The following is a 19,974-nucleotide window of genomic DNA, read 5'->3' as shown; positions in this document are numbered from 1 at the left end:
AAAATTAGAAAACCCTCTATTCAAAATTAAATAATAAGAGTATAATTGAATCATAGTAAAGGCTTTAGGTCAAAGCTAAGGTAAAACTTTCGTTAAGATATTAAAGCCTAAAAATTTAAGGAGGAATTCATGTTAGAAAAGAAAGCATTAAGCGTTGGAGCAGGATTATTGGTAGGATTAGTTGGAGGAAAAGTTCTCAACTCAAAACTTGCCAAAAAAGCAACAGTTAACACAGTTGTTGGAGGACTAAAGGTAAAGGAATCTATCGATAAAACTATTGAATCTATCAGAGTTTCAGCAGAAGATGTCCTAGCAGAAGCTAAGGAAGTAAAGGCTAAGGAAGAAGCTGAAGAAGCAAAAAAAGAAGCTGAACAAGATATTAACAAAGTAGCTTGCGAATGCGAGTGTGGATGCGAAGAAGAAACTTCTGAGGAAGAAAATAAGTAATGAGAGCCTCTATTGCTCATAGAATCGAAGGCAGAAGCCGTTTCACCTATGAAGATTATATCAAAGAGGAAAATTTAAATAAGCTAAAATATCGCATCGAAGAAATCGAAGGCGTCAAGTCTTGTAGGGTGTCGATACTCACAAAGTCCATCACGGTAAATTACGAGGAGAGATTTATTCCTCAAATAGCTAGGGCAATCCTTGACCTAGACCTAAAGACTATTGAGGAAACCTCTATAGAAAGAGTAGACTTTGAGGCTCAATCAGAAAATGACATCTTCCATATTTTAAGAGATGCCATGTATACTAGGATATTTTTTAAATATATCCTACCTCAGCCTTTAGGAACCATAAGTCTATTCTTTAGGGCCTATCCATTTATCAAAGCTGGAGTTAAGTCTTTGATTAAGAGAAAGGTAAATGTAGAAGTCTTGGATGCGACTGCAATTTCAATCTCTCTTGCAACAAGACAGTTTGGCGATGCCGCAAACATAATGTTCCTATTGGGCCTTGGTGAAAAACTTGAAGATTACACCATGAAGAAATCCCAAGAAGACTTAGCTCATTCCCTTGCCTTAAATGTTGATAATGTGTTTGTAATCGAAAATGGTGAGAAGATTATCAAAAATATCAAGGAAGTTGAAGAAGGAGATTTAATAGAAGTTGAGATGGGTAACTTAATTCCTGTAGATGGCAAGGTCATCAAGGGTGTTGCCATGGTCAACGAATCTTCTTTTACAGGAGAGTCTAATCCTGTCAAGAAATCAGAGGGATCTATAGTCTTTGCAGGAACTGCCCTCGAAGAGGGAGCAATCATCGTTGAAACCAAGAAAAAGTACGATGAATCTAGGTTAAGCCATATTATTGAGCTTATTTCAGATAGCGAAAAGAACAAGTCTTTGGCTCAGAAAAATGCAGAGAATATGGCTGATAGCCTAGTTAAGTACTCTTTCGTAGGAGCAGGACTTACCTATCTTCTTACAAGAAACTTAGAAAAGGCCAAGTCGTTCTTGATGGTAGATTTCTCATGTGCCCTAAAACTTACTATTCCTATAGCTATAATGAAGGCGATTAGCCAAGCATCTGAAAAGAAAGTCTTGGTTAAGGGAGGAAAATACTTAGAAAACTTATCTAAGGCTAACACCATTGTCTTCGACAAGACTGGTACCCTAACTAAGTCTGAACCAAGGGTTGCTAAAGTTATTGCCCTTGATGATATCGAGGAAAATGAATGTCTAAGAATCGCCGCTTGTCTTGAAGAGCACTTCCCACACTCTATAGCAAGTGCTGTAGTAGAAGCTGCTAGGGCAAGGGATTTAAAACACGAAGAGATGCACTCCAAGCCTGAATATATAGTAGCTCATGGTATAAAGACTACTATAGTAGACAAGGTAGCTATGATTGGATCAGAACACTTTATTTTGGATGATGAGGGAGTCGAAATAGACGATGAGACTAGGGATATAATTGATAGGCTCAAAGAAGATTATTCACTTCTCTATATGGCCTTTGCCGATAGACTTATAGCAGTAATCTGTATTGAAGATCCCCTAAGGGAAGAAGCCAAGGACATGGTGGAATACCTTAGAGACTTATCTTTCGATAACATAGCCATGCTTACAGGAGATGCAGAAAATGCAGCAAGGAGTGTAGCTGAAAAGCTAGGCCTTGACTATTACAAGTCCCAAGTTCTACCGGAAGATAAACAAAAATATGTGATAGATGAGAAAGATAAGGGAAGGACTGTTGTCATGATAGGAGACGGAATAAATGATTCTGTAGCCCTATCAAGTTCAGACGTCGGCATATCAATGCACCAGGGAGCTGATATAGCCAAAGAAATCTCTGACATATCCATAGGAAGCGACAGCCTAGAAGGCCTAGTTGATGTTGTAAAACTATCAAAGGCTATGGATAAAAGGATAAAAACTGACTACAAGCAGATTGTATCCATTAACTCAAGCCTTATAATCTTAGGAGTTCTAGGAATTTTGTCAAATACAAGTTCTTCACTCCTTCACAACCTATCGACAGTTATGATTGCTGGCAAGAACATGAAAGATTATAAAATTTAATAAACAAAAAAAGACGGTGCCTAAGGTTTATAGAAAGACCCTAAGCACTGCCTTTTATTTATCAGCTATTATCACTTTTATATTTTTTTCTTCTAAATAGCTAAGCCAATCTCTACTTATATTTTTATCAGTTACAACAATATCTATATCATCAAGCTCACAAAAATGAACAGCCTTTACAGCATCGAACTTGCTTGAATCTACAAGCAAAATAACCTCTAGAGAATTTTTAATAATTAGCTTCTTAGTGGCTAACTCGTAGGAGTTGGAACAAGTTATGCCCAAATTTTTATGTACTCCGGCTGCTGATAAGAAGACTTTGTTGGCTCTTGTGTTTTCTATAACATTAAGGCTTGCTTGTGATTCGAACATCCCTGTATTCCTGTGGAAAAATCCTCCCGCAAGGATTAGGTCGATATTATCCTTATACATCAAATTCAGGAAGTTATTTGATGAGAAAACAAGACAAGTTGAAGAAATATCATTAGAGATATACTTAGAAAGCTTATCAGTAGTAGTTCCAGTATCTATTATTACAATATCTCCATCGTTAATTAAACTAGAAGCCCTTCTTCCAATCAAATCCTTTTGCCTATTGTTTAATTTCAAATTCTGATCTAAGTCATAGTCCGGCTCAGTTTGGGAGAGAGTCGGGTTATCCAAGGAAGGGTTATAAACAACAGCCCCATGGTAAACCTCTATAATGTTATTGTCTTCAAGAATCTTTATATCCCTTCTTATAGTCATCTCAGAGACTGACAGGTCGCTTGCCAATTCCTTGATGGAAGACCCGTTTTTATTCTTGACTATGCTTATTATTTTATTTAATCTTTCGTCTTTTTTAGCCATATACTCCAACCACCTTTAGCTTAATTGTACCATAAATATCTGATAAATTAAGGGCTAGAAGCTATTTTAAGAAAATAATGGTAAAATTATAACATTTTATGTTGACATATTAACATAATTGTTGTAGAATAAAAATAACAAAAGAAACGAAATGTCTAGACAATAAGGAAAACCTTTCACAAAGGGTTATAAGGAGTTATTATGGAAAATAAAGAAATTTATGCTCATATTGATCACACATTACTAAAACCTTTTTCTACATGGGAAGATATAGAAAAACTATGTGATGAGGCTGTAGAATACAAGACTGCATCTGTTTGTGTTCCTCAATCATACATCGAAAGAATTAACAAAAAATACGGTGATAAGCTAACAATCTGCACAGTAATCGGATTTCCTCTAGGATACAATCTTACAGAGTCAAAGATAGTAGAAGCTAAAAAGGCCATAGAATATGGAGCAAGCGAAATTGATATGGTTGTAAATATTTCTGATGTTAAAAATGGCGACTACGAAAAGGTTGAAGAAGAGATTAGAGCTATAAAAGAAGCTGTTGGAGAAAGAATTTTAAAGGTTATTGTTGAAACTTGTTATCTAACAGAAGAAGAGAAAATAGCCATGTGTAAGGCAGTAACTAATGCAGGTGCTGACTATATTAAAACATCTACAGGCTTTGGTACAGACGGAGCTAGGATGGAAGATGTAATCCTATTTAAAGATAACATCGGAGAAAATGTTAAAATTAAAGCAGCTGGTGGAGTTAGAACAAAAGAAGATTTGATAGCCTTCATCGAAGCAGGCTGCGATAGAATTGGAACAAGCTCTGCAATCAAGATGCTAAAGGGCGAAGAAAATAAATCAGATTATTAAGGATTTGCCATGGAAAATAAGAAGAGAGTATTTTTAATAGTTTTAGATAGTTTTGGAATAGGCGAGATGCCTGATGCAAAAAAGTATGGAGATGAAGGTAGTAGTACTTTAGCTGCAATTGTTAAAAGCGAAAAGTATGACACTCCAAACTTAGAAAAGCTTGGTCTTTTCAATATAGAAGGAGTTGATTGTAAGGAAGGCGTAGAAAATCCTCAAGCTTCTTTTGCAAGACTTGCTGAAAGTTCAAATGGGAAAGATACAACTACAGGTCATTGGGAAATGGCAGGAATAATTTCTGAAAAGCCATTCCCAACTTTCCCTAATGGATTCCCAGAAGATTTCTTGGAAGAATACTCAGAAAGAGTAGGCAGAAAAATTCTTTGCAATAAACCATACTCTGGAACAGAAGTTATAAAAGATTATGGAAAAGAACATCTAGAAACTGGGGCTTTGATAGTATATACATCTGCAGATTCAGTTTTCCAAGTAGCAGGCCATGAAGATGTAGTAAGCCTTGAAGAATTATATCGTTGTTGTGAGATTGCAAGAGAGATGCTACAAGGAGATCTTGCTGTAGGAAGAGTTATAGCAAGACCATTTGTTGGAAAAGAAGGATCTTTTGAAAGAACTAGAAACAGACATGATTACGCCCTTGATCCAACAGGTCCAATTGTAATGGATGATTTAGTGAAAAATGGTTTTGACTCAATTGGAGTAGGAAAGATCTACGATATATTTGCAGGAAAATCTGTTGAAGAAAGTTACAAGATGGAAGATAATATCGACGGAATGAACATAACTCTTGACCTATGTGATAAGGATTTCAACGGTTTGTGCTTTGTAAACTTGGTTGACTTCGATATGATTTATGGTCATAGAAATGATGTCGATGGCTATGCAAATGCAGCTAGTGAGTTTGACAAGCAATTAGGTCAAATGATGGATAAACTTAGAGAAGATGACATAGTAATTATTACAGCAGACCACGGTTGTGACCCATCAACAGAATCTACAGATCACTCCAGAGAATATGTTCCTATGATAATATTTGGTGATAAGATTAAAGCTGGTGTTGATCTAAAGACAAGAAATACTTTTGCGGATATTGGAAAGACTGTTGCCGATATATTTGGCATAGAGAGTTCAATACCAGGAACAAGTTTTTATAGAGAAGTTAGAAAATAGGAGATCTATATGAAGTTAGTGTTAAACCTTCTTGGGATAGTTGTTGTTATCGCTTTCATGTTTGCGATATCAATGAATAGGAAGGCTGTAAATGTAAAGAGAATCTTTACTACCTTACTTGCTCAGTTTATTATAGCGGGCCTTCTTGTAAAGTTGCCTCAAGGTAGGAAAGCTATAGCAGCAGTAAGTACAGGCGTTGAGAAAGTTCTATCTTATGGTAGCGAAGGTATCCAATTTGTCTTTGGATCTTTGGGAGATCCAGCTGCCCCAACCGGATTTATATTTGCCTTTCAAACTTTGACAAACATTGTATTTATCTCAGCTTTGGTAGCAGTATTATTCTACACAGGAATATTGGGATTTGTAGTATCAAAGATAGGTTGGGTTATAGGAAAGCTATTTAAGACCTCAGAAGTTGAATCATTTGTAGCAGTAGCTAATATGTTCTTAGGTCAAACAGACTCACCAATACTGGTTGCAAAATATCTTAATTTCATGACTGAAAGTGAAGTTATGCTAGTTTTAGTATCAGGTATGGGATCTATGTCAGTATCTATTATAGCTGGATATGTTGCCTTGGGAATTCCAATGGAATATTTACTAATTGCATCAACGATGGTTCCAGTAGGATCTATTTTATTATCGAAAATCGTTTGTCCACAAACTGAAAAAATCCAAGAACTTGGAGAAGTTAAGATGGATAGAAAAGGAGATAACGAAAATGTCCTAGATGCCCTAGCAAGTGGTGCCCTAGACGGAATGAATATGGCTATGGCAATTGGTGCCAGTCTTATAGCTATCATTTCCATAGTAGCTTTGATAAATGGTATACTTGGCATATTTAACATATCCCTTGAAACAATTTTATCATATGTATTTGCCCCAATGGGTTATCTAATGGGACTTGAGGGTAAAGAAGTATTAACAGCAGGAGAGCTTTTAGGGTCAAAATTAATCCTTAACGAATTCGTAGCTTTCGGAAAATTAGGACCAATGTTAGCATCAATGACAGAAAGAACAGGTATGATGCTTGCAGTTTCTCTTGCAGGATTTGCCAATGTAAGTTCTATAGGAATTTGTATATCAGGAATATCAGTATTGTGTCCAGAAAAAAGACCAGTCCTTGCAAAACTTGCCATGAGAGCAATGTTTGCAGGTTTCTGTGTTAGCGTACTATCAGCATTAATAGTTGGTATTTGGTTGTTATTCTAAAATAAGGAGAAGAAAATGAGATTTATAGATATTATTGAAAAAAAGAAAAACAAAGAAGAACTAACAGACGAAGAAATTCAATTTTTTATAGATGGAGTTACAGATGATTCCATAGAAGATTATCAAATAGCATCTTTACTTATGGCTATTAGACTAAATGGAATGACAGAGCATGAAACAGCAAAACTTGCGGAAGCAATGATGCATTCTGGAGATGTGATTGACCTATCAGATATAGAAGGAATCAAATCTGACAAGCACTCAACAGGAGGAGTAGGAGATAAAACATCAATGGCTCTAGGTGCTATGGTTGCTGCTTGCGGATTAAAACTTGCAAAAATGAGTGGTAGAGGACTAGGACACACTGGTGGAACTCTTGATAAACTAGAATCTATAGAAGGATTTAACATAGCCCTAACAGAAGAAGAATTCAAAAAACAAGTAAATGAAATAGGTCTTGCTATAATCGGTCAAACAGGAGATTTGGTTCCAGCTGACAAAAAGCTTTATGCCCTAAGAGATGTAACAGCAACAGTAGATTCTATTCCACTAATCGCATCATCAATCATGTCCAAAAAGCTTGCATCAGGATCAGATACAATCTTACTTGATGTAAAATATGGAGAAGGTGCTTTTATGCATACAGTAGAAGATGCTAGAAAGCTTGCTACAGCAATGATTTCAATAGGAAATAAACTTGGTAAAAATACTATGGCAATGATTACTGACATGAATCAACCTCTAGGAAACACTATAGGAAACGCATTAGAAGTAAGAGAAGCTATAGAAACTGTAAAAGGAGAAGGTCCAAAGGACTTTACTGAACTTTGTATGTGTGCAGGAGAAATTATGCTAATGCAAGCAGGCAAAGCAGAAACTAAAGAAGAAGCTAGAGCTATGTTAGAAGAAGCTGTTAAATCTGGCAAAGCTTATGAAAAACTTGAAAAAATGGTTGAATATCAAGGTGGAAATGTAGAACAAATTAGAAATACAGACCTATTGCCACAAGCAAAACATAAGACAGAAATGTTAGCTAGAGAAGAAGGATATATTGAAAATATTCACTCTAAGGGTCTTGGTATCCAAGCTATGAAACTTGGTGCTGGAAGAGCTAAGAAAACTGACCCAATAAACTACGCTGTTGGTCTTGAGATGAATGCTAAGAAAGGTGATTACGTCAAAAAAGGCGACTTACTTTGTACAGTATATCACGACGAAGAGCTTACAGACGAATGGATAGAAGATTTCTACAACACCCTATCATTTACAGATAAAAAGGTAGCTCCAATTCCAATAGTAGAGGAAATACTAAAATAACATATAGACATTGACCTCACTTAGATGAGGTCTTTTTCTTTAATATAATATATAAAATATGGTATATTATTACAAAGGAGAAAGAAATGGAAATTGATTTAAGAAATAGAAATCTACTAGCTATGCAAGATTTTACAGAAGAGGAGATTCTTTATTTAATAGATTTGGCAAGTGATTTTAAAAGACTAAAAAAGGAAAAAAAGCCTCACAAATTTTTGGAAGGACAAAACCTAATCCTTTTATTTGAAGAAGCTTCTACCAGAACTAGAACTTCCTTTGAAGTTGCTGCCTTTGATTTGGGTATGGGAGTGAGTTTGATAGATTCTGAGACAAGCAAACTTGGAGCTAAGGAATCTATAGAAGACAGTATAAATGTATTCGACCGTTATTATGATGGGATAGTTTATCGTGGCAACAAGCAAGATATGCTAGAAAAATTAGTAAATATGACAGAAGTTCCAATTTATAATGCTATGACAGAAAAGACCCACCCAAGTCAGATGATATCAGATATGCTAACTATAAAGGAGAAATTTGGCTATCTTCGTGGACTCAATTTAGTTTATTTGGGTTATCCTGGAGATATCATGCCAAACTCCCTAGCCATAACTTGTGCAAAGTTAGGTATTAACTTCACTGCCTGTGGACCTAAAGAATACTTTCCAAAAAAAGATTTCATAGACTTATCCAAAGATTTTGCCAAAGATAACAAGTCTTCGGTGACCTACACAGAAGATTTAGACTCAGCCATCAAAGGAGCGGATATAATCTATACTGATATGTGGATAGCTCTAACTGAGATTGATAAGGTTCCAATAGATAGGATTTACAAGCTTTATCCTTACAGAGTAGATGATAAAGTTATGGAGAAAACTAAGGACAATTCTATATTTATGCATTGCTTGCCAGCTTTTCATGATAAAAAATCAAAGCTTGCCCAAAAAGTGCTAGACCAATTACCAAATGATATGGATTTTGATGGAATGGAAGTGACTGATAAAGTATTTAGATCAGCTAAATCTATGGTATTTGACCAAACAGAAAATAGAATACCTGCAGTAAAGGCGATATTATATGCTACCTTGAGGGCTGATTAAGGTTGTTATAAAATAAGTTTTATTAATAAAAATAAATAAAAAAGCAAAAATATTTGACAAATATTTTGAAAGGTTGTATTATCTAGTTAAAGAGAAAATGTGATTACAGAAAGACAGTTTATATGACTTATTGTAGAGAATAGACGGTTGGTGCAAGTCTTATAAGGATTATTTACTTATTCCCTCTGTAGGCAGAATAGCCGAACTTAGTAAGCTATTACGGAAGCTTCCGTTATCTGAAGCAAGGAGTTGATAGACTCTTGTTAAGGTAATCTTTTTGGGTTATAAAATTAGGTGGTACCACGAATCTCACTCGTCCTATGTAGGGCGAGTTTTTTATTTCACTAAAAATTACTTCTATCTAATACATACAAGGAGAAAATTATGAAAAAAACTTTAAAGAAATTGTTAGGACTAGGACTTACTTGTTTATTATTAGCATCTTGCGAGAAAGCTTCTAATGACAAAACAGAAGCCGAACTTACTATAGGAATAGTACAAGTGGCAGATCATCCAGCCTTAGATGCTGCAAGAGAAGGATTTATCGAAAAACTTGATAGTGAAAATATAAACTACAAGTTAATTGACCAAAGGGTAAATGGAGATCTATCCCTTATCCCTCAGTTTGCAAGTGATATGAAAAACAAAAAAGCAGACTTAATCTATACCATAGGAACTCCAGCAGCCCAAGGGGTAGCTAATACAATAAAAGATAAACCAATCCTTTTTGCAGCTGTAACAGACCCTGAGGGAGCAGGGCTAACAGGTGAAAATATCACTGGCGTATCTGATTATGTTGAGGCAGGAAAACTAATAGATGATTTTTTGAAATTGTATCCAGAAACTAAAACTTTTGGAACAATGTATAATACAAACGAGCAAAATTCAAATGTCCAAGTTGAAGCTTTAGAAAAAGCCCTAATAGATAGAGGACTAAATCTTGAAAAACAAGGTGTTTCATCTATCAATGATATTCCTCAAGCCATAACTAGCTTAAAGAGTAAAATCGATGCTATGGTTACAGTAACTGATAATGTAGTTGTAAATGCAATGCCAGTTATTAGCGAAGCCTTGGCAAAAGATAAGATTCCGTCAATCGCTTATGATGAGGGAAGTGTAAGAAACGGAGCCTTGATAAGTGAGGGAGTAAATTATAAAAAACTAGGAGATCAAGCGGGAGCTATGGCAGTTGAAATACTTAAAAATAATAAAAGTATTAAAGATCTTCCATATGAAAAAGCAGATAGCCTTACAACTCTAGTAAATACAAATACAGCAAAGACCCTGGGACTTGATTTAGAAAATGAAATTATAAAAAACGCAGAGAAGATTGATTAAGGAGAGAAAATGACTGGCTTATTATCAAGTATGCTTTCTTCTATAGAAGTTGGATTGATATTTTCAATACTTGCTATGGGATACATGCTTACTTACAAATACTTAAAATATTATGATCTTTCACTAGAAGGAACGTACCCTCTTGGGGCATTTCTTGCGGCAGTTCTTATTCAACAAGGACTTAATCCGTATCTTGGAATCTTGGGAGCTATCATTTGTGGAGGACTCGCAGGATTATTGACATATTTTTTCTACAAAAAGATAAAAGTAGATCCACTTCTTTCTGGAATATTAACCTTAACCATGCTTTATTCGATCAACTTAAAAATAGGTGGAGCAAGCAATATTACCCTAGCAGGAAGAGCGGATATATTTTTTAACCTACCAAAGTGGTCATTTCTTTTGATAATTGCTATCTTGGTTAAAATAGCTATCGACTATTATCTAAAAAGTGAAGTTGGTTATCTTTTAAAAATAACTGGAAACAATAGAAAGCTTGTAAAACAACTTGGCAAGAATCCTGACACATATATAATGGTAGGTCTAGTTTTATCAAATGCTCTTATAGCTTTGAGTGGAGGACTTATGGCAAACTACCAAGGCTTTGCTGATATCCAGATGGGAACAGCAATGATAGTTACAGGACTTGCTTCTATCATAATAGGAGATACTATTATGAAATCTTCTGATAAATTAAAAGATACTTCAAGAGCCATACTTGGAGCTTTGATCTATAGACTTATATCTGGTTTAGCCATATATCTAGGTCTAAATCCAAACGACTTAAAACTTGTAACTGCACTTATAGTTATAGGATTTATTGCCTACAACAACTATTTAGGGTCTAGGAATTATAAAAGGATGGTAAAAAATGTTGGAAATTAAAAATATATCCAAAACATTTAACATAGGAACAAGTGAGGAAAATACAATATTCAATAATTTTTCGCTAAAGGTAGAAGAAAATACAGCAACAACAATTATAGGGCCAAATGGTTGTGGCAAGTCAACTTTGATGAACCTTATAAGCGGAAGCCTTCCCCTTGATTCGGGTCAAATCTTAGTAAACGGGATAGATATATCTAAGCTTAGCGAAGAAAAAAGATCAAAATATATGGGCAAGGTAAACCAAGATCCCAAAGACGGAGTTGCCACTAACCTTGATATATATGAAAATATGGCTCTCGCTCTAAAAAAGGGCGGAAAGTTTGGACTAAAATCATTAAAAAAATTAACTGATGAAAAAGAGGTAATAGAAAGACTTAAAAAACTAAAACTAGGACTTGAAAATAAACTTCACACCAAAACAGGACTCTTGTCAGGTGGACAAAGGCAATCTCTGGCACTTCTTATGGCAACAGCCAAAAAACCTGATTTACTTTTATTAGATGAACATACAGCTGCCCTAGATCCGAAAACAAGCAGAAATATAATGGACATGACGAGAAATCTCATAGATAAGGAAAAAATAACAACCCTACTAATCTCCCACAACCTAAGAGATGTAGTAAGATATTCGGATAGGATTATTATGTTAAAGAAGGGAAAAATTGTCCTAGAATTAAGAGCAAGGGACATAAGAGAAGAGGACCTAATAAAAGCCTACAAAAAAGAGCTTGGAGAATAAGACTAACTTGTTATGCAAGTTAGTAAAATTTAAGAGAATTTATAAAAAAACTACTAACCAAGTCCAGTTAGTAGTTTTTTGCTTAGGATATATTTGTTTTTAGTTTACCACCAAGTAGTTAAAGGCTCCAAGGGCTGCTGTTGCTCCTGTACCTGCGGCAATGACAATTTGTTTGAAGGCAGTTTCTGTTGCATCTCCTGCTGCAAAAACTCCCTCGATATTTGTAGATCCATCCTTGTTGGTTGGGATTTCACCAAATTTATTAAGGTCTAGGTCACTTTCCTTAAGCCATTCTGTATTTGGAACAAGACCAACCTGGATGAAACATCCGTCTATATCGATATTTTTTTCCTCTCCAGATACCCTGTCTGTAAATTCTAGGTTTTCTACCTTGCCATCTCCATAAAGGCCTGTTGTTTGGGCGTTGGTAATTATTTCGACATTTTCAAGACTTCTTAGCTTATCTTGAAGGATCTTATCTGCCTTAAGTTCTGGTAAAAACTCTAGGACTGTAACCTTACTTGCCATTGCTGCAAGGTCGATTGCAGCCTCTACTCCTGAGTTTCCTCCACCAATAACAGCTACAGGTTTATCTTTAAATAAAGGTCCGTCACAGTGGGTACAATAGGCCACTCCCTTGTTTCTAAATTCTACTTCTCCAGGAATTCCTATCAGTCTCCACCTAGCTCCAGTAGCTAAAATTACAGTCTTAGCCCTAAGAGTAATATCATTATCTAGGCTAATCTCAACTACTTTCTCATTTTCAAGCCTTTTTATATCATTTGCTAGGGCTCCTGTCATGATATCTACACCGAGGGAAGATACTTGATCTTTCATCTGAACCATAAAGTCAGGGCCTTCTGTATATTTAAAGCCAGGAATATTTTCTATAGCTAGGGTTTCATTTACCTGGCCACCAAATTCATCTGCAAGAATTCCTGTCTTTAGTCCCTTTCTTGCTGCATAAATCCCAGCTGTCGCAGCAGCAGGGCCTCCACCGATCACAAGGACATCGAAGATTCCCTTGTTTTCAAAATGACTGGTATCTTTCTCACTTCCCAAAAGATCGAGAAGGTTATCCATTGATTGCTTGCCACCTTCAAAGAAGTTGCCATCTTTAAAGATAGCTGGCACTGCAAGGACCTCACGGCTTTCGGCAAGGTCTTTAAACATTCCACCCTCTATCATGGTGTGGTTAATCTTTGGATTAATTATAGCCATAATATTTAAAGCTTGGACAACATCAGGACAATTGTGGCAGGATAGGGAAACTACAGTTTCAAAATCCATACTTTCATCAAGGGATTTTATCCTTTGGATGGTTTTATCATCTACCTTTGGGCTTATGCCTCCCACTTGAAGGAGGGCTAGGGCAAAGGAAGCAAACTCATGACCCAAAGGAAGACCAGCAAAGATAATCTCTCCATGGTCAAAGTCACCTTTTAGGTCAAAGGAAGGAGTATATTTTAACTTCTTTTCTTCCACTTTGATTTTTTCAGATAAACTAGCCACATCATCTATAAATTCTTTAACTTTCTTTGAGTTTTCGTCATTAGCAACAGAAAGCCCAATAGTGACCTCTGTTTTTAGTAAGTCAAGATATTGGGCTAACTGGTTCTTTAGATTTTGATCTAACATATTAGATTTTTCCTACAAGGTCAAGTCCTGGTGTAAGAGTAGCATCTTCTTCACTTTCCCATTTAGCTGGACAAGCTTCACCTGGGTGTTCTGCTACATATTTTGCAGCCTTAATCTTGTTAACATTTACGTTTGCCTTTCTACCGATACCGTCAGCGTTGATTTCGATAGTTTGGATCACGTTTTCTGGATCTATTACAAGAGTTGCTCTTAGGGCCTTGCCTGATTCGTCAAGTAGGTCAAGTTCTCTTGTAAGTTCTTTATTTGAGTCACCAATCATGGTGTATTCAATCTTTCCTATTGCGTCAGAAGCATCGTGCCATGCCTTGTGAACAAAGTGAGTATCTACTGATACTGAGTATACTTCTGCTCCTAAATCTTTTAGTTCTTTGTATGATTCTTGCATGTCTTCAAGCTCTGTTGGACATACGAAAGTAAAATCTGCTGGATAAAAAATAAGTACGGTCCACTTATCTTTAAGGTCCTTATCTGTTACTGTAACAAACTCATCCTTTGATGGATCGTATGCATCTAGACTAAATTCTGGTAATGTTCTTCCTATAAAAGCCATATTTTTTCTCCTTTAAAATTCTAGTAGTTCTTGGGAGTTAAAACAATTATAATAATCGTTATCACTCCGCCTATAATAATTATAATCATTCTAAGGTAAAAGTCAAATTAAATTACCTGGCTAAGGAAATGATTTGAAATTCTCTATTAAAAGTAAAGGATAAATCTTAAAGCTCTGTTAATTTATAAGAAACTATTTTAGAAATACTTAGTATGTGGATAAACAATTAACAAAAGCCTCTAGGTATTGTATAATATTCATGTAAGTTAAAAGCTATTTAGGAAAGGAAAAATGATGGATAAAGAAATATTAAAAATAAATGAAAGCCTTAAGGGCGGAGTAATAATGGATGTTGTAAATGCAGAGCAGGCAAAGATTGCTGAAGAGGCGGGTGCTGTTGCTGTGATGGCTCTTGAAAGAGTCCCTGCAGACATTAGGGCAGCTGGTGGCGTATCCAGGATGAGTGATCCAGAAATGATAGCTAAAATCCAAGAGGCGGTTTCTATCCCAGTTATGGCCAAGGTTAGGATTGGACATTTTGTAGAAGCACAAATCTTAGAGGCACTAGGAGTAGATTACATAGATGAATCAGAAGTTTTATCTCCTGCAGATGATGATAACCATGTTGATAAGACTAAATTTAAAACACCTTTTGTATGTGGGGCAAGAAACCTATCAGAGGCTTTAAGAAGAATCAAAGAGGGAGCCTCAATGATTAGAACCAAGGGAGAGGCTGGAACAGGTGATGTTGTTCAGGCTGTAAGACATTTAAGAACAATCAACTCTCAAATAGCAGAAGTATCTGCCCTAGGAGATGATGCTCTTTACACCAAGGCCAAAGATCTCGGAGTAGATTATGATCTTTTAAAATATGTAAGAGATAATAAGAAACTTCCAGTCTTAAACTTTTCAGCCGGTGGGGTTGCAACTCCAGCAGATGCTGCCTTAATGAGGCAATTAGGAGCAGAGGGAGTCTTTGTAGGATCAGGAATATTTAAATCTGGAGATCCAGAAAAAAGAGCCAAGGCCATAGTAAAGGCTGTAGAAAACTACGACGACCCTAAGGTTTTACTTGAAGTAAGCAAGAACCTAGGAGAAGCCATGGTTGGAATAAACCCAAATGAAATAGAAGAAATAATGGAATTAAGGTAAAAAAGCTGGTAGCTTATTTGAAAGTTATCCTAAATATGAGGATATTTCTTAAGCTACCAGTTTTATTTAAACTTTTTTCTTATTCAAATTTAAAATAAGTGATGCAGAAAGGACTAGTATCATTCCTAGTGCCAATCTCATTGTAAAGGATTCTCCTAGAATTATAACTGATAGGATAGACCCGAATAGTGGGATAAATAGTTTGTATATTCCAAATTCATTTGCTGAATGTAGTTGTAGGACTAGAGTCCATATACTAAATGCTGTTGCTGATATGAAGGCAGCATATACCAAAAGTATTCCAGCTTTTAAAGTAAAGTTTAGACTAGATTTAGCAAGGGTTGATCCTACTATAATTAGAATAATAGATCCTACTAAAAATTGAATTCCTGTTAGCAAGAACCCATTTTGACCCTTGCCGTATTTTCTAACTAGAACCGTGCAAAGGGCATTTATAGAAGTTGATATTAGGATGAAACCTTCACCAGTTAGCTTCATTGCCTCACCACCGACAGGTTTACCAGTATTTGTTATAATAATGCCAATGGTTCCAATAACAAGGGCTGCAATCATTTTTGAGTTAATCTTATCTTCTGGTAGAAATAGAGCAGAAAATATTACAACTATAAAAGAGTTAGCGGCTTGAATGATTGATGATTTGACACCGAAAGTGTTTGACAATCCTATATAATAGAAAAGATATTGAATGCTTGTTTGAATTAGACCTAAAACTAGGACAAATTTCCAATTAAGCTTCTTAAAATCTTTAAAGTTTCTATCAAATATCAAAAAGTATATGAGTGTTATAATACCAGCCATAAAAAATCTAATTCCAGCGACTAAGATCTTTGCTCCTGTATCAGAGCCTGCGATTCCTAGTTCGAGATAGGTAGTTTTTATAGTAGGGATGGCTGAACCCCACAAGAGCATTGCAAGTATTGAAAAAATAATTGCTATTTTTTTATTTTTTAACAAAAAAACCTCCTAAAGTAATTCATAATATTATTACTTTACTTAAAATAAGCTATTTATCAAAGCTATATAAAGTTTATGGTAAATAAGTATTTACATAAATAAAAAAAACCATTACTCGTGTAATGGTCTTTGATGGTTGCAATCTCCTAGATTGCATGAGTTAAACAGCGAAAGTTATATTCTTTCTAATCTAGTATAACAAGACTTGGCATTTCTGTAAAGTGTTTTTGTCTTAAATTAGCTAAATGTAGACAACATTTAAACGATTGCACAAGAAATTTAAGAATATTATGAAAATAATTAAAATAGATATATTAATTTTTGCTGAAATATAAAACTTTTATCATGATTTTAAATTTTATTTTGTCTAACCTATTATGATTCGGGTAAGTTGTTAGTAGAGGGTGCTTTATTAAAGAACTTATTCTTATTTGGAAGATGTTGCTTCTAATAGAAGAAAACTATTCCAAATCAGAAGATTTTCACGTGATTATTTTGTACTTTATGGAGGTTATAACATGAAAAATGATTTTAGAGAAACATTGGTTGTTATGGGAGGAATTTTCTTAATAACTTTAATATTAAATTTGTTTTCTAATAGTATTGATTTTTACAATAGAAATGCCACTATAGCGTATTTTGCTTTTGGAATTGTTTATTACTGTATAAGGCATTTTTCTAAATCTAAATAATGGAAAGTTTTAAAACAGTAAGAAGAGGGTAATACAAATGTATATTTTACATATTAATAAGTAAAGGAGCTATCGAAACAATTAGAGTTTTATTTTGGAGTGGTTTGAGAAATAATTTAAAATAGCTAACACATAATAACTAATCTAGATTTATTAGAAGATGTCTCAAACAATGATCAATTTGCTTGGTTATTTGATGCTCTTGATGGTAATACTTGGCAAGCATTAGGTGAAACTGTGGCAAACAATGCATGGAACACCGTAGGTCAAATATTATCCAAAACTCGATTTTATGATAGTAATGCGGCTGGAGCAGCTCTAAGTACATATAAATGTAGGAGGTTTTGGTAATGTTTAAAGCTATAAAATATTTCCTTATCTTTATAATAACCCAAAATAATGAAGTTAAATACGAATTTAAGTTTTCTAAATTTATTATTAATATATTGGGTATAGTGTTTAGTGCTATTTTTATAATATTGTTTTATTACTTATTAGAAAGATTTAATATAAATCAAGTATTAAAAAAAATAATATTTATTTATTTAAGCTTAGGAGCTTTGTGTAGTGTGCCAAGCGAAAATATTTATTTAGATAAAAAGGAAAATGATCTAACTGGTTTGTTAATACCGTTCGCATCTTATAAATTTGCATTTATAGCACCTATTTATCTATTTAAATATTGTTTAAAAATAAGCCAAAAAGAGGACTAAGTAAGCCCTCTTTTTTATCCTAATCTTTATCTTTCCTATTTTTATCTTCTATATCATCAATTATATTATTAACGTCTTTAGTATCTAAAAAAGTAACAAAATTCAATATGTTTGCAATAAATTTTGATAGTTTGTATGAAAAACTCTTATTGCTTTTATGCTTATTTTTATCAGCTTGGTAAGCAGCAATCACAACAAATGTTATTGTTATCAAAATGAGAATTATATCTATCATAGTATTATCCTTTTAATTACTTCTATCCTCTATAATACATCCTTCATTATGGCATTTACCCGAAAAATGATATCTAAAAATAAAATATTTTATATTTCTAAGTGATTTTTTTAACAAAAGTATTTTATATATGTCTAACTAGGGTATAGGTAAAGTGAGGAGATAAAATGAAGACATTAATAGCTATAGATACAATTAAAAATTTTGAAGATTCTGTTACTATGGGAGAAGTTTTTAAAAAAGTGCTAGATGGCAAATCTTATGCGATTCCCTTTCTTGATGGAGGCGAAGGTACTATCGAGTCTATGAAGTTTATTGCAGGTGGTACTTATAAGTATGTCAATGTTCACAATCCTTTAAATGAAGCGATTACAGCGAGATACCTTATAAATAATGATTTTGCTACTATAGAAATGGCTGAATCATCCGGCCTTTCTCTCTTGTATAAGGAAGATTTGGATGTGATGAATGCTTCTTCTCTAGGTCTTGGAGAGGTTTTCTTGGATGCTTTGGACAACGGTGCGAAGAGCTTTTACATAGGTCTTGGTGATAGTGCTTGTAACGATATGGGCATGGGCATGTTATATGCTTTGGGCGCTAGATTTTATGATAAGGAAGATAATAGTCTAAGTCCTGTTGCTAAAAATTTGGTCAAGGTCAACAGAATTGATATAGAAAAACTTGATAAAAGATTTATAAATGCTGATATTAAAATCGCTACAAGTAGTGAGATGACCCTTTTTGGAGAGAATTCTTTCCTTGAGGATAGAGCTTATAGGAAGGGTGCTGATGATTATGATGTGGCGAGACTTTTTAGAGGCTGTGAGAATTTTATGGAAAAGACATCTGAGCTTTTGGGAATAAATCATGTAGATTTTCCTTCTCTAGGTTCTGGTGGGGGAGCTGCTTGGGCCTTATTTACTTATTTTAAGGCGAGGATTAGCGAACCTATGGATTATATTTTGGAGAAGATTGATTTTAAAAGCTTGGTCAGAGATATGGATTACATTATCTTGGGAGAAGATCTGAGTCAGTTCGATGCTTATTCTTCAATAAGTATGGCTAAACTTGCCAAGAGATATAAAAAGGAAGTAAAAATAATTTTCCTTCATGATAGCGAAGATAAGAAAATTTCTAATGATGAGTTTTTTGATTATATCTATGAATATAAAATTGAAAATCATTTGGATAGAAAGAGCCTTTTAGATGAGATTGAAAAACTTGCTCACGATGTAAATAGCAAGTACTTAAATTAAAGTAAAAAAGCGGTACAATTAATAATTATGAATATGAATATAAAAAAATTAGGAGAAACAAAAGTGACGCTAGTCTTGATGATTGTAAACATAGCAGTTTTCATTCTTATGAGTCTAACAGGAGGCAGTGAAAATATTAGTAATCTCGTTAGGTATGGTGCTATGGTCAAACCTTTAGTACATGATGGACAGTGGTGGAGGATACTAAGTGCCGCCTTTATCCATATAGGATTTTTCCATATTATGTTTAATATGTATTTTCTATATAATATAGGGCCACTATTTGAAAGGCTATATGGATCTATTAATTTCCTTATTATTTACCTTTTGGCAGGTGTTATGGGGAATTTGTTCACCTATGCCTTTGGAGATGTAAGCACGGTATCAGCGGGAGCATCTACTAGTTTATATGGGATGTTTGGACTTGCTATGGGACTTATGATCAATTACAAAGATGATGCAGTTCTAAGAGGACTTGGTGCAAGTTTTATTTCTATTATTGTAATAAACTTGATATATTCTCTTTTAGCTCCAGGAATTGGAATTCAAGGTCACTTGGGAGGTTTCTTGGCAGGAGTTCTTCTTGCAGGAATTTTCCCAGTTGTTAATAGAAACTTACCTCTTACAACGATTGTGATATCAGTCGCAGCCTTTGTGATTTTGTGTTTCTTATTTATTAGAATCGGAAACAAGAGCCTAGCTATTTATTAGCTTAGATTAGGAGA

General features: G+C 34.6%; 20 protein-coding genes. 15 read left to right on the top strand and 5 right to left on the bottom strand.

Features of this window, described 5'->3' with window-relative positions; translation table 11 throughout:
• The first annotated feature begins 129 nt into the window (after positions 1-129).
• Complete coding sequence (locus E0D87_RS03060) at positions 130-447, top strand: DUF6110 family protein (protein WP_004834965.1); 318 nt, start codon at positions 130-132, stop codon at positions 445-447.
• Positions 447-2,522 (top strand): heavy metal translocating P-type ATPase, encoded by a 2,076-nt coding sequence (locus E0D87_RS03055; protein WP_004835040.1) that lies wholly within the window; start codon positions 447-449, stop codon positions 2,520-2,522. Before E0D87_RS03060 ends, E0D87_RS03055 begins: the two co-directional genes overlap by 1 nt.
• A 54-nt stretch (positions 2,523-2,576) precedes the next feature.
• Here E0D87_RS03055 and E0D87_RS03050 read toward each other — a convergent pair whose 3' ends face one another.
• Positions 2,577-3,371, bottom strand: coding sequence for a DeoR/GlpR family DNA-binding transcription regulator (locus E0D87_RS03050; RefSeq protein ID WP_130819290.1), 795 nt, complete (start codon positions 3,369-3,371; stop codon positions 2,577-2,579).
• A 201-nt stretch (positions 3,372-3,572) separates the two neighbouring features.
• Between E0D87_RS03050 and deoC the strand changes: the two genes are divergently transcribed.
• The 8 genes from deoC (at position 3,573) to E0D87_RS03010 (ending at position 12,017) form a co-directional block, all read left to right on the top strand.
• Complete coding sequence (gene deoC / locus E0D87_RS03045) at positions 3,573-4,241, top strand: deoxyribose-phosphate aldolase (protein ID WP_130819289.1); 669 nt, start codon at positions 3,573-3,575, stop codon at positions 4,239-4,241.
• A 9-nt stretch (positions 4,242-4,250) separates the two neighbouring features.
• Positions 4,251-5,426 (top strand): phosphopentomutase, encoded by a 1,176-nt coding sequence (locus tag E0D87_RS03040; protein ID WP_130819288.1) that lies wholly within the window; start codon positions 4,251-4,253, stop codon positions 5,424-5,426.
• Between the two features lie 9 nt (positions 5,427-5,435).
• A complete protein-coding gene (locus E0D87_RS03035) occupies positions 5,436-6,638 on the top strand; it encodes a NupC/NupG family nucleoside CNT transporter (protein ID WP_004834997.1) in 1,203 nt (400 codons plus the stop codon).
• 15 nt (positions 6,639-6,653) lie between these two features.
• The gene (locus tag E0D87_RS03030; RefSeq protein WP_004835045.1) at positions 6,654-7,955 is read left to right on the top strand and encodes a pyrimidine-nucleoside phosphorylase; all 1,302 of its coding nucleotides are present in this window, start codon (positions 6,654-6,656) and stop codon (positions 7,953-7,955) included.
• A gap of 86 nt (positions 7,956-8,041) precedes the next feature.
• On the top strand, positions 8,042-9,052 hold the full coding sequence (gene argF / locus E0D87_RS03025) for an ornithine carbamoyltransferase (RefSeq protein WP_004835000.1): 1,011 nt from the start codon (positions 8,042-8,044) through the stop codon (positions 9,050-9,052).
• Positions 9,053-9,436: 384 nt separating this feature from the next.
• The gene (locus E0D87_RS03020) at positions 9,437-10,390 is read left to right on the top strand and encodes an ABC transporter substrate-binding protein (protein WP_004835025.1); all 954 of its coding nucleotides are present in this window, start codon (positions 9,437-9,439) and stop codon (positions 10,388-10,390) included.
• A 9-nt stretch (positions 10,391-10,399) separates the two neighbouring features.
• Positions 10,400-11,275, top strand: coding sequence for an ABC transporter permease (locus E0D87_RS03015; RefSeq protein WP_130819287.1), 876 nt, complete (start codon positions 10,400-10,402; stop codon positions 11,273-11,275).
• The gene (locus tag E0D87_RS03010) at positions 11,262-12,017 is read left to right on the top strand and encodes an ABC transporter ATP-binding protein (RefSeq protein ID WP_130819286.1); all 756 of its coding nucleotides are present in this window, start codon (positions 11,262-11,264) and stop codon (positions 12,015-12,017) included. Before E0D87_RS03015 ends, E0D87_RS03010 begins: the two co-directional genes overlap by 14 nt.
• Before the next feature lie 99 nt (positions 12,018-12,116).
• Here the strand turns inward: E0D87_RS03010 and ahpF are convergent, their stop codons facing one another.
• Together ahpF and ahpC are read right to left on the bottom strand one after the other, a co-directional pair.
• Positions 12,117-13,655, bottom strand: a complete 1,539-nt coding sequence (gene ahpF, locus E0D87_RS03005) for an alkyl hydroperoxide reductase subunit F (RefSeq protein WP_004835053.1) — start codon at positions 13,653-13,655, stop codon at positions 12,117-12,119.
• A gap of 1 nt (position 13,656) precedes the next feature.
• Positions 13,657-14,226 carry an alkyl hydroperoxide reductase subunit C gene (gene ahpC, locus E0D87_RS03000; protein ID WP_004835041.1) on the bottom strand — a complete coding sequence of 190 codons (570 nt, stop codon included), beginning with the start codon at positions 14,224-14,226 and terminating at the stop codon, positions 13,657-13,659.
• A gap of 294 nt (positions 14,227-14,520) precedes the next feature.
• On the opposite strand from ahpC, the gene pdxS reads away from it, so the two are divergent.
• Positions 14,521-15,378 carry a pyridoxal 5'-phosphate synthase lyase subunit PdxS gene (pdxS, locus tag E0D87_RS02995; protein ID WP_004835018.1) on the top strand — a complete coding sequence of 286 codons (858 nt, stop codon included), beginning with the start codon at positions 14,521-14,523 and terminating at the stop codon, positions 15,376-15,378.
• 66 nt (positions 15,379-15,444) lie between these two features.
• Here the strand turns inward: pdxS and E0D87_RS02990 are convergent, their stop codons facing one another.
• Entirely contained in the window at positions 15,445-16,353 is a 909-nt protein-coding gene (locus E0D87_RS02990; protein WP_130819285.1) for a DMT family transporter, read from the bottom strand.
• Positions 16,354-16,871: 518 nt separating this feature from the next.
• Here E0D87_RS02990 and E0D87_RS09085 point away from each other — a divergent pair.
• Both E0D87_RS09085 and E0D87_RS02985 read left to right on the top strand, forming a co-directional pair.
• Positions 16,872-17,045, top strand: a complete 174-nt coding sequence (locus tag E0D87_RS09085; RefSeq protein ID WP_165442721.1) for a hypothetical protein — start codon at positions 16,872-16,874, stop codon at positions 17,043-17,045.
• A gap of 350 nt (positions 17,046-17,395) precedes the next feature.
• Positions 17,396-17,758 carry a hypothetical protein gene (locus E0D87_RS02985; RefSeq protein WP_130819284.1) on the top strand — a complete coding sequence of 121 codons (363 nt, stop codon included), beginning with the start codon at positions 17,396-17,398 and terminating at the stop codon, positions 17,756-17,758.
• 19 nt (positions 17,759-17,777) lie between these two features.
• Here E0D87_RS02985 and E0D87_RS02980 read toward each other — a convergent pair whose 3' ends face one another.
• On the bottom strand, positions 17,778-17,993 hold the full coding sequence (locus E0D87_RS02980; protein ID WP_130819283.1) for a hypothetical protein: 216 nt from the start codon (positions 17,991-17,993) through the stop codon (positions 17,778-17,780).
• A gap of 167 nt (positions 17,994-18,160) precedes the next feature.
• On the opposite strand from E0D87_RS02980, the gene E0D87_RS02975 reads away from it, so the two are divergent.
• Together E0D87_RS02975 and E0D87_RS02970 are read left to right on the top strand one after the other, a co-directional pair.
• Positions 18,161-19,249, top strand: coding sequence for a glycerate kinase family protein (locus tag E0D87_RS02975; protein ID WP_130819282.1), 1,089 nt, complete (start codon positions 18,161-18,163; stop codon positions 19,247-19,249).
• A 27-nt stretch (positions 19,250-19,276) separates the two neighbouring features.
• On the top strand, positions 19,277-19,960 hold the full coding sequence (locus E0D87_RS02970) for a rhomboid family intramembrane serine protease (RefSeq protein ID WP_130819281.1): 684 nt from the start codon (positions 19,277-19,279) through the stop codon (positions 19,958-19,960).
• Positions 19,961-19,974: the final 14 nt, after the last annotated feature.

It is taken from the genome of Anaerococcus vaginimassiliensis, assembly GCF_900626155.1.
Taxonomy (GTDB): Bacteria; Bacillota; Clostridia; order Tissierellales; family Peptoniphilaceae; genus Anaerococcus; species Anaerococcus vaginimassiliensis.
This window is presented reverse-complemented; position numbering and strand designations above follow the sequence as displayed.

Bases quoted from the DNA above. Each gene is read 5' to 3' on its own strand.
- E0D87_RS03015 (WP_130819287.1), top strand. From the start codon at position 10,400: ATGACTGGCTTATTATCAAGTATGCTTTCTTCTATAGAAGTTGGATTG.
- argF (WP_004835000.1), top strand. From the start codon at position 8,042: ATGGAAATTGATTTAAGAAATAGAAATCTACTAGCTATGCAAGATTTT.
- ahpC (WP_004835041.1), bottom strand. From the start codon at position 14,226: ATGGCTTTTATAGGAAGAACATTACCAGAATTTAGTCTAGATGCATAC.
- deoC (WP_130819289.1), top strand. From the start codon at position 3,573: ATGGAAAATAAAGAAATTTATGCTCATATTGATCACACATTACTAAAA.
- E0D87_RS02985 (WP_130819284.1), top strand. From the start codon at position 17,396: ATGTTTAAAGCTATAAAATATTTCCTTATCTTTATAATAACCCAAAAT.
- E0D87_RS02970 (WP_130819281.1), top strand. From the start codon at position 19,277: ATGAATATGAATATAAAAAAATTAGGAGAAACAAAAGTGACGCTAGTC.
- E0D87_RS03035 (WP_004834997.1), top strand. From the start codon at position 5,436: ATGAAGTTAGTGTTAAACCTTCTTGGGATAGTTGTTGTTATCGCTTTC.
- E0D87_RS03020 (WP_004835025.1), top strand. From the start codon at position 9,437: ATGAAAAAAACTTTAAAGAAATTGTTAGGACTAGGACTTACTTGTTTA.
- E0D87_RS02975 (WP_130819282.1), top strand. From the start codon at position 18,161: ATGAAGACATTAATAGCTATAGATACAATTAAAAATTTTGAAGATTCT.
- E0D87_RS03010 (WP_130819286.1), top strand. From the start codon at position 11,262: ATGTTGGAAATTAAAAATATATCCAAAACATTTAACATAGGAACAAGT.
- E0D87_RS03040 (WP_130819288.1), top strand. From the start codon at position 4,251: ATGGAAAATAAGAAGAGAGTATTTTTAATAGTTTTAGATAGTTTTGGA.
- E0D87_RS03030 (WP_004835045.1), top strand. From the start codon at position 6,654: ATGAGATTTATAGATATTATTGAAAAAAAGAAAAACAAAGAAGAACTA.
- E0D87_RS03050 (WP_130819290.1), bottom strand. From the start codon at position 3,371: ATGGCTAAAAAAGACGAAAGATTAAATAAAATAATAAGCATAGTCAAG.
- ahpF (WP_004835053.1), bottom strand. From the start codon at position 13,655: ATGTTAGATCAAAATCTAAAGAACCAGTTAGCCCAATATCTTGACTTA.
- E0D87_RS09085 (WP_165442721.1), top strand. From the start codon at position 16,872: ATGAAAAATGATTTTAGAGAAACATTGGTTGTTATGGGAGGAATTTTC.
- E0D87_RS02980 (WP_130819283.1), bottom strand. From the start codon at position 17,993: ATGATAGATATAATTCTCATTTTGATAACAATAACATTTGTTGTGATT.
- E0D87_RS03055 (WP_004835040.1), top strand. From the start codon at position 447: ATGAGAGCCTCTATTGCTCATAGAATCGAAGGCAGAAGCCGTTTCACC.
- E0D87_RS03060 (WP_004834965.1), top strand. From the start codon at position 130: ATGTTAGAAAAGAAAGCATTAAGCGTTGGAGCAGGATTATTGGTAGGA.
- pdxS (WP_004835018.1), top strand. From the start codon at position 14,521: ATGGATAAAGAAATATTAAAAATAAATGAAAGCCTTAAGGGCGGAGTA.